This window comes from Aminobacter ciceronei, from assembly GCF_014138625.1.
In the GTDB taxonomy this organism is placed as follows: Bacteria; Pseudomonadota; Alphaproteobacteria; order Rhizobiales; family Rhizobiaceae; genus Aminobacter; species Aminobacter ciceronei.
Window position 1 is genome coordinate 1 of record NZ_JACJHY010000073.1, and the last position, 10,821, is coordinate 10,821.

The following is a 10,821-nucleotide window of genomic DNA, read 5'->3' on the forward strand; positions in this document are numbered from 1 at the left end:
CCGCGCCTCCGCCGGTTGCTTTCACCGCGCCTCAGGGCGTAACAAAAACGGCCGAGGCTCTAATCGCCAATGGATGACAGTTCAGTGGCAGGTCATCGGAACCATAGCCCAGTGACTCGATTAAAGACCACACAGGTGGTTTCGGAGTGTGAGCTATGGTTGCGGCGCGGGCGAACTGGAAGGGCTTTATCAAGTTTGGAGAGGTTGCCTGCGCGGTGGCGCTTTACACGGCCGCCTCCTCATCCGAACGGATCGCCTTTAACACCCTTAATCGTACAACTGGAAACCGTGTCAGACGCGAATTCGTCGACATCGAAACCGGCAATCCGGTGGAGCGGGACGATCAGGTCAAAGGTTATGAGATTGAGAACGGCGATTATATCGTCCTCGAGCCTGAAGAGGTAGCAGCCGCGCTCCCAGAAAGCGACAAGACGCTAAAAATCGAGGCCTTCGTTCCTTGCAACGAGATCGACGACGTCTATTTCGACAAGCCCTACTACTTGGCACCGGACAAAATGGGCGCCGATGCTTTCAAGCTGCTGCGCGACGGCATGCGACAGGCCAAGGTTGCCGCACTCGCGCGCGCCGTCCTGTTCCGCAGGCTTCGCTCGGTTCTGATTCGTCCCCATGGCAATGGCCTAATCGGGACGACGCTGAACTTCGACTATGAGGTGCGCTCATCGAAAGAGGCTTTCGACGACATTCCGGAGATAAAGATCGAAGGCGAGATGTTGGAACTGGCCACACACATCATAAACACGAAAAAGGGTGAGTTCGATGCCAAGACTTTTGACGACCGTTATGACGCGGCCGTCGCCGAACTGGTCAAGGCGAAGATCGAAGGCAAGGCTCTGCCCAAGAAGAAGGCACCACCAGCCTCGAAGCAGAGCGATCTGTTGCAGGCTCTGCGGGAGAGCGCTGGGATAGCGTCCTCGAAAAAGCCGAAACGTGTCGCGGCAAAGGCCGATCCCGGCGCTAAGCAACCGAAGCGTGTCGCTGCCAGCGCCAACCGCGCCGCCTGATTGGAGGACGTGATGGCTGTGCGCCCCTACTGGAAAGGCTACCTGAAGCTCTCGCTGGTGACTTGTCCGGTGCAGATGATGCCCGCGATATCGGAAAGCGAAAAAGTCCGTTTCCACACGCTCAATCGCGAGACACAAAATCGCGTCGTCAGCCACTATGTCGATGCCGTGACGGGCGAGGAAGTCAAGGACGAAGACGAGGTCAAGGGCTATCAGCGCGGCGAGAACGACTACATCATTCTCGAAGACGAGGAATTGGAAAACGTCGCCTTAGAAAGCACGAGGACCATCGATATCAATGTGTTCTCTCCACGCGATTCCATCGAGTGGATCTGGCTCGACTCGCCTTTTTATCTGTCACCCAACGATCCGGTCGGCCAGGAGGCTTTCTCGGTCATCCGGGACGCCATGGCCGCGGAGGACATGGTAGGCATTTCGCGCCTGGTGATCTCACGGCGCGAGCGGGCAGTCATGCTCGAGCCTCGGGGAAAAGGCATTGTGCTCTGGACCCTGCGCTACGGCGACGAGGTACGGGACGAGGAAGCCTATTTCGGCGGGATCGATGACGAGGAGTCCAATTCCGAGATGATGCCGCTCATCCTGCAGCTGATCAAGAAGCAGACCCGCCATTGGGACAGCGAACTGGTGTCCGATCCGGTGCAGAACAAGCTGCTGGAGATCATGGAGGCTAAGCGCAAGAAGACGAAGCGCCCGGCGAAAGCCAAGGCATCCGATGCGAAGGCTAGGCCCAATAACGTCATCAACATAATGGACGCCCTTCGCAAATCCGTCGAAGGCGAGAAGCGGCCCGGCAAGCGCTAGCAATTGACATGCGGCGATCGTCCATACCGGCGGCTGCGCTGCTCGCGACATCCGACCCTTCGATGCAGTCTCATCCGGTACGCCGGCGTGATCCAAGGCAGACCTGCCGTTCGTTCCCATGCCACATCGGGTCAAACCCTGGCTGGCACGCCTCGTACAAAGGCTTGCGCGAAGTTCAAGACAATGCGGCGGTATTCGACATAAGCGATCAAGATCCCTGATCAAACTGCCTGCTTCATTGACTTCGCCAATTTCTTGATCGCCGCTTCCAGCGGCCGGTAACCGTCATCATAGTCCTTCCAGGCCGTACTCTTGGCCAGCAGCGCTGGAACGGTGCGGACCGTGAAGCGCTTTGGATCGAGATCGGTCTTCACCTGGGTCCAGGTAAGCGGCATCGACACCGCCGCGCCGGGCCGCGCCCGGGGCGAGAGCGGCGACACTGCCGTCGCCATACGATCGTTGCGGAGATAGTCGAGGAAGATGCGGCCGTGGCGTTGGTTCTTCGCCATCTTTGTCAGGTAGAGTTCGGGATTGTCGCGCGCCATTTGCACGCAGACGTCGTGGGCGAAGCCCTTGGCCTCCGCCCACGTCAGCTTATTGCGCTTGGCGACTGTAAGCGGCGTGACGACATGAAGCCCCTTTCCTCCGGTTGTCTTGCAAAAGCTGACGAGCCCGAAATGATCGAGGCGCTCGCGCATCTCCCGCGCGGCTTCGATGACCCTCGAGAAGGGAACATCTGGACCAGGATCGAGGTCGAAAACGAGCCGGCCTGGCACCTCCGGGAGCTGCGGCGCGCAATTCCAGGGGTGCAGCTCCAGCGCGCCGATCTGCGCCACAGCGGCGAGACCTTCGACACGGTCGATCTGGAGGTAGGGTTTTTTGTCGCCAAACACCGTCACCAGTTCCAGAAGGTTGGAGGTTCCGGGCATGGCGTGGCGCTGAAAGAACTGTTCGCCGCCCATCCCGTCAGGCGCGCGCAGGATCGAGCATGGCCGCCCCCTTATGTGCTCGATCAGCCACGAGCCGACCGCTTGGTGGTAACGGGCAAGATCTTCCTTGGTGACAGGTTTCCCGTCATTGGCATCAGGCCAGAGCTGCTTGTCCGGGTTCGAGATCAGCACGCCCATGACATCGACCTTGCCGCCACGGCGGGAAGATTTCGATGACGTTGGCGCAGCCGGCTGCGAGACCTCCGTCTTGGTCGGCGAAGCCGGTTCCTCGGCTTCCACCTCCGCTGCCGGCTTGTCCTCGCGCAGGGCCTTGAAGGCGGCCTGACGAACGAGGCCGTCGGAGGTCCAACCAGCAAACTCGATCTCCGCCACAAGTTCCGGCTTGAGCCAGACCACGCCTGGCTGTTTCTTCGGCGCGCCGATACCGGTAAAGGGTGATTTCGTCGCCTCGATTGCCTTCAGCTTCGGCACCAACTTCTTGACCTTGGCGGTGCCGTAGCCCGTGCCGACGCGACCCACATAGACGAAGCTGTCGCCACGATTTACGCCGACCAGAAGGGACCGGAATTTGCCAGCTGTCGTGGCATAGGCGCCGATGACGACCTCGTGACCTGCCCGGCACTTTGATTTTACCCATGTGTCCGTCCGGCCCGATACATAGGGCGCATCGCTGCGCTTCGAGACGATCCCCTCCAAGTTCAACCTGCAGGCTGAGCGCAGAACCGCCTCTCCGCCGGTCTCGAAATGCTCGACGAAGCGAAAACGGGCATCTTCGCCAGGGTCCGCAAGCAAATTTTGCAATCGCGTCTTTCGGCTGGCCAATGGCAATGCGCGAAGGTCGTCCCCGCCTTCGAACAGGAGATCGAAGGCGAAATACACAAGCGCGTCCGTCCTTCCTTCCGAAAGGGCCGCCTGAAGCGCCGCGAAATCCGGCGCCCCGGTTTCGTCCAGTGCGCATATCTCGCCATCGATGATCGCATCCGGCAGATTGGCGGCTGCTCGCGCGATCGCAGGATATTTCGACGTCCAGTCGAGGCCCTTGCGGGTCTTCAAGGTAGCCTCGCCATCAAGCACGCGCATCTGGATGCGATAGCCGTCGAACTTGATCTCGTGAATCCAACCGGCTGCCGACGGCGGCCGGGCTAAGGTCTCGCAAAGCTGTGGGGCAATGAAGTCGGGAAGATCGGCGGCCGTGACGGTGTCCGGCTTCTTTTTTCCGCGGGCTTTGCCCTTGCGTTCCTCGGCCGCGAGGCCGGTGCGGCTGTCCCAGACGGCATCGGCCTCCACGTTGCCGTCCTGGAGCATGAAGGGTTTGGGCCTGCGCCCTTTGCCGGCCGCTATCGCCTCCATCGTGCGGGCGGAGGCGACTGAGCGATCATTCACCTCAAGGATCGCTGCGCCATGCTTGTCCACGGCGAATTCATCGCGATGCTTGATCAGAAGCCAGTTGGTGCGCTTGCCTCGTTCCCGGTCGTTTGCCATCCGGACCAGCACAAAGCTGCCGTGCAGCCGCTCACCCTCAAGGGTGAACTTGAAATCGCCCTTCGCCAGCGCTTGTTCGGGACTTCTCTTTCCTTCCGGCTCCCAGTAGCCGCGATCCCAAAGCATCACTGTGCCGCCCCCGTACTGGCCTTTCGGGATCGTCCCTTCGAAATCGCCATAGTCGAGCGGGTGATCTTCCACCTCGACGGCGAGGCGCTTGTCGCCAGGGTCGAGCGAGGGGCCGCGGGTCACGGCCCAGGATTTGAAGACACCGTCGAGTTCAAGACGCAGATCGTAGTGCAGCCGCGTGGCGTCATGTTTCTGTATGATGAACCGACGGCGGTTTGACGGTTTCACCGAATCCTGGCCACTCGGCTCTTTCGTCTGGCGAAAATCACGCTTGGCCTTGTAAGTGGTGAGCTTGTCGTTCCCCATCGGTGTCCTCAATCGATAACCCATTATCCATCAACCAGAATGCTGGTTGCGAGAAGATGTTCCGCCTGAACACAGGCGGGCTAACCAGCCGCCTACGACGAGGCCAGTATCACCTTCCGCTACAATGGTTATCGCCGCTCCGGCCCCGACCGGCAGCAGATGATGGCGCCCACGACCGACAAGTTCATCCGCTGCTTCCTGCTCCATGTCCTGCCACGCCTCCCACCGCATCTGCCATTACGGTCTGCTCGCCTGCTCCTGGCGCAAGTCCAGCCTCGTGCTTGCCCGCCAGTTGCTCGCGGTCGCGCCTCCCGTCCTCAAAGATTAATCGGTAGAGACGACTTTCGCCCGCCCTGCTCGTACGGCGGCGGACGCATGATCGTCGTCGAGATGTTCAAACGGTGGAGCCGGCCGGGCAAACGGCGACGAATCGGGAGAACGCCCCGTGACCCGGCATGGCATGATCCAGCCTTCTGCTGCGGCACTCAGCCTCCGGCTGCACGCGGCGATATCAATCTGGTGCGGAAAGTGAGTTGCGAATCTGAAGGCTCGAACTTCGTGACTCGGTTTGAAGCGAGCCGCTGGCGCCGTGCGAGCTATTGAGGCGGCGTCATCCTGGAGGCAGCCACTACTACTGCCAAGGCCCCCTAAGATGTCTTCCGCCGTTCCCCGATCAGCACCTTGCACGCCTTAATCTCTTCGGCCGCCTCCAGAAACATCTCCGAGACCTTTTCAGGCGGGAAGAGTTGAATTGATGCGGCCATGACAGTCAGCTCGAATACGATGTCAACTTGGCCGGCGTCATTCGTTGGACTGTACGAAGAGGTGATTTGCTGTCTGTATTCTCGAATGCTAGCCGCTGCACGCTGTAGCAGCCGGGCGGCTTCAGCTGGCGTCATTTTCGAAATCTCATTTGCGGCACGTATCAGTTCGGAGATGAAGAAGGAAACGGCCTCTGTCATTTCCGGTACTCAAGCAACTCTGCTTCAATGATTTCTAGCGCGGCATCGTAGATCGATGCCAGCCCCGCCTCGTTCCCCTGATGTTCCTTGAGCAAGGAATAGGCATGCTCGTAGATTTCCCCGACTTCCTTGTCGGAGAGAAGGCCTTTGGCCCCGAGCATTCCGACTAGGGAGGCAAGCAGAGAGGAGGACACCAGTTCGCTGGCAGCTAATGCGTCAACACGAAGATCGTCGGACATCCCATGCCTCTCTTAAATCTGCTGGCTTAGTCGTGGGCTCGCTAAACATCATCACGCAAATCAAGCCGGACACAATGCTGCTAGGCGTGCGGCTGATCACCTCGTGAACATGAGTTTGGCGGGTTCGAAGACCGCCTTCGGCAAGGCTTGCATCGCCGTCGCATTAAAGGGGAGATGTTCGAAGTACGTGGCGGTCAATTGCGCCACCGCTTCCGCTTGGGCAAAGTCTCGCCGACGCTTGATGGGCTCGCGGTCTGCCCGCCGCGACACCCAAAGCTTATGTGCCGCAAAAAAACGAGGGTCTGGCGCAACTATGCGCAGCGGTCCGCCCTTTTCGTCTATCGCGATCGCCTCGAACGGTGGTGCATTCTCCAGCCATGCCAGGCCTTCAATCCCGGCGGCAACCAACTCGTCCTCCGATGTCCCAACTGCGTCGCGATCCTTCTTCCAGGCTGGGCGCGCGACGGGTTTGATCAGGTCAACGAGATAGCCGTCACGATTGACCGCCCTGAATGTAGATTGTGATCGCTCAAAGGATTTGTCGACCTTCCGCAGCAGGCTAATCAGGGTGCCGTCTTCCACTTGATCGTCGGCCACGATCCTTAGCGACTGGCGCGCATCCATGAGAAGATCGATATCCTCGGTTGTCGTGATGCCGGGATCGACAAACACGCCAGCTGCCGCTTCGTACGCATAGATCGCATTGGTGCCGGCGATGCGTATGCCCGCGCCCAGCAGACCAGCGTTGTCGAGCGCCCTGATGATCCTGGCCGTGAGTAACGGGACGCGGCCTAATCGCAGAACACGATTGATGGCGGATTGGCGTTCCATCAGCTTCTGTCGAGCCGCCAGCGTTTCCCGCGCGGATTCCCGTGCGGCTTCCCAATCTGCTTTCTGTAACTCCGTCTCAGCCGACCGGCGCCCTTCGACCTTCTGACGCCTGGCTCCGGACGAGTCATAGTAGCTCCGCATCAGATGCTCGACGCCGCCGACAGTGTGCCAGACCAACGAGCCTCGAAAGGTCCTGGCTTTCTGCTGAGCCTGCTGCAACGCGGAAAAACGCTGCTCTGAGTTGACCTTCTCGCGTCGTTGATCGTTATTTAGTTCATTAAAATCAATCATATCAACACATCGATGGCGATTTCGTTAAAACTGTTGCAAGAGACCCTACGTGGTCCCCCGTAGCGTTGCAACAGTTTGGCCTTGATTGGTCCGAAACTGATGATGCTCATGAATCTGCTTATGAAACCAGCCGCCAAGCGCAGCATGTCCTTCCGATATGCGCGAGATTCCCGCCGCCTGTACGACGCACTTTTTTCGCTCTTCTCCTCTCGACCACAATCGCCTTCAGTCAGTTCAGACGAAATCGAAAGGAGAGATCAATGGCACTACAGAGGGATATTGCGATCAAGCGGACCATTCGTCGCAAAGAACTCCGTCAAATTGTCCCGCTAGCCGACAGCACAATCTTCGAAATGGAGCAGCGAGGGCAATTTCCACGCCGCTTCGCTCTTACACCGAGATGCGTGGTCTGGGATCTCGCCGAGGTTGAGACGTGGCTGACAGCTCGCAGAGCCACGCCAGTCCAGCGCACACCAGCGCCAGATATCACCAAGCGGCGATCGCATGCGCTAAAAGAGACGGATCAGGCTCGCTGACACTCACTTGGGGCGTACGCCTGTCCGTGTCTGCTCCCGAACGGGATCACATCAATCGGGGATACCCACTCACAGCCATCCTGCTACCGATCGGGAGCAGGATGGCCTTGCAAACTGCCAGCCATTTCGAATTGCGTTCCGTCAGTTCCGGATCTCGGCGAGCGCCGACAGCCGTACGTTCAAATGGATGGATCAGGTTCAAAGATCGGCATCGAGGCCGGAATTAAAACGGGCGTGTGCCGCCGACCTTCGATCCAGGCATCCACCATATCCGACCATTCCTGCATCATATGGCGGCGCTGCAGCTCATACTCGGCCTTGTTGTAGACGCCTCGTGAAGAACGACCGTCCTCATGCGCGAGGCATTTTTCAATCCAGTCGCTGTTGAACCCCAGTTCATTGAGTAGCGTCGATCCCGTCCGCCTCAGATCGTGCACGGTGAAACGCTCAAGAGGCAGACCGTCCTTATTCGCTTGCTCGACGACCAGGTAGGTGACCCGGTTAAAGGTGGCCCGCGACATTGGCGCGCCAGCATCGTAGCGTGATGGCAGGACATAACGCGAGTTGCCGGCGCAGGTCTTCAGCGCGATGAAGATGTCGAGCATCTGACGCGACAGGTACACATTGTGCGCCTTGGACCGTTTCATACGCTCCTTGGGGATCGACCAGACGGCGTTCCCGAAATCCACCTCATCCCAAGTCGCATCCTGAAGCTCGCTTTTTCGAACCATAGTCAACAGAAAGAGCTTCATTCCCAACCGAATGGTCGGAAGGGTTGCGATCTTCTCCAGCGTCTTCAACATCACTCGAATCTCGGCCGGCGACAGCGAACGATCACGCGGCACGAAATGGGCGATTGAAGCGGGGCCAACATCGTCCGCTGGGTTAGAAATCCTCTCCCCGTGCAGGATGGCAAAGCCATAAATCTGTTTGAGGATGTCGCGGACATGGAGTGCGGTCGCCGGTGCCCCGCGCTCGACGATCTTTGCACAATGGGCGCGCAGATCGTCGGGCGTGATTTCGGTGAGCAGGCGGTTTCGCCAGATCGGCAACAGATCACGCTCGAAGATTGAGCGACGCATCGTGCGCGTGCTCTCCGCCATAGGCGCGCCTTCCAGCCACTTCGCGCCGAACTCGCCGAAGCTCTTCGCTTCCTTTAGGCGCCGCTTGCCTCGCTGCTTTTCCAGCGCTGGAGAGCGCCCCTCGCGAACCGCCCGCCGGGCATCGAGACAAAGCTCGCGCGCTCTCGCAAGTGAGATTCCATCTCGACCGTACCTGCCGAGATAGACCGTCTCGCGCCGACCATTGATCCTGTAATCCAGGCGAAACGAGACCGCACCACTTGGCATGACGCGCACATACATGCCGTCGCGGTCCGCCACTTTGTATGCTTTGTCTTTTGGCCTCAATGACTTAAGAGCAACGTCCGTCAACATGCGCCCACTTCCTCCAGAAAGTACCGTCAGGGGTATTTCAGAGGTTCGTGGCGAATAAACTCATTTCAATTCAATGAGTTATGCGCCAAAAAGTACCGTCACGACCCTCATTTCCTGTGACGGTACTTTCGAAAATCAGAGAGCGCAATATGGGGGAGGTCCGTCAGAACGCACGACAGGCCCGTCTGCTGCCTGCCGATTGTTCTCGACAGGCAGAAACAGAATATATTTTTAATTTCAATCAGTTAGATCGCACCGTGGCGTATTTTTGGATACGCCCGGATGGGCCTAAATCATTCCCGTTCCATGAATAGCGCCGCAATCTCCGGCGGGCAGAGCTTGTCGACGGTGGCGCGAAACAAACCCAGCCATCGCCGGAAATGCTGCTCGCCCAGACCCGGAATCGCAAGATGCGGCGGCAGCGGGCGACCCTCATAGCTCGCGGTTCGCAGCATGAGCGACGACCAGAAGTCGCACATCTTCGCAAGATGCCGTGGCCAGTCTTGCGGAGCAATGGCGCCGTTGAACACTGGTCCGAGCAGGGTATCCTTGCGGATTTCGTCGTAGAACCCATGAACCACGGCGTGGATCATCTGCTCGTCCAATTGCCCGGGCAGCACTCGGCCGTCGATGACGATGGTCGGTTTTTCCTTTGTGCCTGCACTCATATCCATGTGTCACCCCTGCCGGGTTGATGCGGCTTTCTGTCGTCCGAATTTGATGTGATGCGAATATGCTGCAACATGCGAAATAAAACATATATCATAGATCTATCTTTATGCTAGACACTGGCGGCGCGCGGCGATGAGGAAGACCACATGAAGCTCGATCTTGACCAGACCGGTTCCAACATCTTGGAACCCCAGAGGCATTCGGTGGAAGCGAACGAACTGCGCCGCCGCATGCGCCTCGGCCTCGTGACCAGCATGGTCGAGCACGGCGTCGACGGCGACGAAAGTCGCATTCGCCTGACTGTACGCAATGGCGACTCGGTTTGCTGCGGCATTGTCGACGCAGACAACCGCCTTGTCAGCGAAGTGTCCCTCGACCTCAGGTATTCTTCATTCCGGCAGGCTAGCCAGGCTCGGAAATTGCGGCAGTGCGCACTTGGCAGTGCCTGATCAAAATCAGTTCAGGAAGAACCCCGCCAACAGGGAATGGCACCATGAACGATAATCACTCGGGAAGTACCCTCGTGCCGATGCTAGTCGGTGGCTTAGTGCTTGTGACCGTAGGTTACATGGTGATCATGATGTTCGTGTGAGCAGAGTCACTCGACGATGCGGAGTTCCGCATAGCTCGAGCGATTAGCACCTCGCCTGCAAGCAGCCCCAGCCGCGTGCGGCGGATCCATGCTCCTCAGGCGTCATGAATCAATCGACGTGGCTAATCGCGGCGCTGCTTGCCTACGCGACTACACAGCCTCGATCGACATCGAATATCTCGTAGGCCTCCGCGGTACAAATCTGCGCTCGACCAAAAGTGCCTTGGCCCGGCACGCCAAATCATCCAACTTCAGCAATGCACCGTCTCCCATTGCGCCTCTATGAGGTTGGCTTCGGAAGCCACGTCTTTCCAACGTCTGTAACGTGCCATGTTGCCTCGGAAGTTGATTTAGAAAGCTCGCTAAAGCGCCAGGAAGGAATCCAACAAGAAGATGTCTTCGAACCTTCTGAGGCACCTGACCTCCTCGTGTTCAGTAAGCCGGCAGATATGAGAGCTAGGTGTCGTTTCCAAGAAGGTTGTTCAGTCTTTGGAACGGGCTGATGCCTCCAAGGGCCGAGTGTGGGCGTGCCAGGTTGTAGTTGGCTGCCC

At 58.5% G+C, this 10,821-nt stretch carries 10 protein-coding genes and 1 pseudogene; 5 read left to right on the forward strand and 6 right to left on the reverse strand.

Going from position 1 to position 10,821, the window contains the following annotated elements; genetic code table 11:
- The first annotated feature begins 155 nt into the window (after window positions 1-155).
- On the forward strand, window positions 156-1,022 hold the full coding sequence (ku, locus tag HNQ95_RS32840; RefSeq protein ID WP_182576206.1) for a non-homologous end joining protein Ku: 867 nt from the start codon (window positions 156-158) through the stop codon (window positions 1,020-1,022).
- A 12-nt stretch (window positions 1,023-1,034) separates the two neighbouring features.
- Window positions 1,035-1,844, forward strand: coding sequence for a non-homologous end joining protein Ku (ku, locus tag HNQ95_RS32845; protein ID WP_182576214.1), 810 nt, complete (start codon window positions 1,035-1,037; stop codon window positions 1,842-1,844).
- A 221-nt stretch (window positions 1,845-2,065) separates the two neighbouring features.
- Here the strand turns inward: ku (HNQ95_RS32845) and ligD are convergent, their stop codons facing one another.
- Entirely contained in the window at window positions 2,066-4,711 is a 2,646-nt protein-coding gene (ligD, locus tag HNQ95_RS32850) for a DNA ligase D (protein WP_182576207.1), read from the reverse strand.
- A 93-nt stretch (window positions 4,712-4,804) separates the two neighbouring features.
- Between ligD and HNQ95_RS34300 the strand changes: the two are divergent.
- A pseudogene (locus tag HNQ95_RS34300) lies at window positions 4,805-5,160 on the forward strand (transposase); the annotation flags it as partial.
- A 198-nt stretch (window positions 5,161-5,358) separates the two neighbouring features.
- Here HNQ95_RS34300 and HNQ95_RS32855 read toward each other — a convergent pair.
- The 3 genes from HNQ95_RS32855 to HNQ95_RS32865 form a co-directional block, all read right to left on the reverse strand.
- A complete protein-coding gene (locus HNQ95_RS32855) occupies window positions 5,359-5,673 on the reverse strand; it encodes a hypothetical protein (RefSeq protein WP_182576208.1) in 315 nt (104 codons plus the stop codon).
- Window positions 5,670-5,912 carry a hypothetical protein gene (locus tag HNQ95_RS32860; RefSeq protein WP_182576209.1) on the reverse strand — a complete coding sequence of 81 codons (243 nt, stop codon included), beginning with the start codon at window positions 5,910-5,912 and terminating at the stop codon, window positions 5,670-5,672. The genes HNQ95_RS32855 and HNQ95_RS32860 overlap by 4 nt, the downstream gene beginning before the upstream one ends.
- A 96-nt stretch (window positions 5,913-6,008) precedes the next feature.
- Window positions 6,009-7,034, reverse strand: a complete 1,026-nt coding sequence (locus HNQ95_RS32865) for a GSU2403 family nucleotidyltransferase fold protein (RefSeq protein ID WP_182576210.1) — start codon at window positions 7,032-7,034, stop codon at window positions 6,009-6,011.
- Between the two features lie 260 nt (window positions 7,035-7,294).
- Here HNQ95_RS32865 and HNQ95_RS32870 point away from each other — a divergent pair, with 260 nt between their 5' ends.
- The gene (locus tag HNQ95_RS32870; protein ID WP_182576211.1) at window positions 7,295-7,570 is read left to right on the forward strand and encodes a helix-turn-helix transcriptional regulator; all 276 of its coding nucleotides are present in this window, start codon (window positions 7,295-7,297) and stop codon (window positions 7,568-7,570) included.
- 179 nt (window positions 7,571-7,749) lie between these two features.
- On the opposite strand, the gene HNQ95_RS32875 is transcribed toward HNQ95_RS32870, so the two are convergent.
- Window positions 7,750-9,006 carry a tyrosine-type recombinase/integrase gene (locus tag HNQ95_RS32875; protein WP_182576212.1) on the reverse strand — a complete coding sequence of 419 codons (1,257 nt, stop codon included), beginning with the start codon at window positions 9,004-9,006 and terminating at the stop codon, window positions 7,750-7,752.
- Between the two features lie 293 nt (window positions 9,007-9,299).
- Complete coding sequence (locus HNQ95_RS32880; protein WP_182576213.1) at window positions 9,300-9,680, reverse strand: group III truncated hemoglobin; 381 nt, start codon at window positions 9,678-9,680, stop codon at window positions 9,300-9,302.
- A gap of 144 nt (window positions 9,681-9,824) precedes the next feature.
- On the opposite strand from HNQ95_RS32880, the gene HNQ95_RS32885 reads away from it, so the two are divergent.
- Entirely contained in the window at window positions 9,825-10,127 is a 303-nt protein-coding gene (locus tag HNQ95_RS32885; RefSeq protein ID WP_067964845.1) for a DUF6522 family protein, read from the forward strand.
- The last annotated feature ends 694 nt before the right edge of the window (window positions 10,128-10,821 follow it).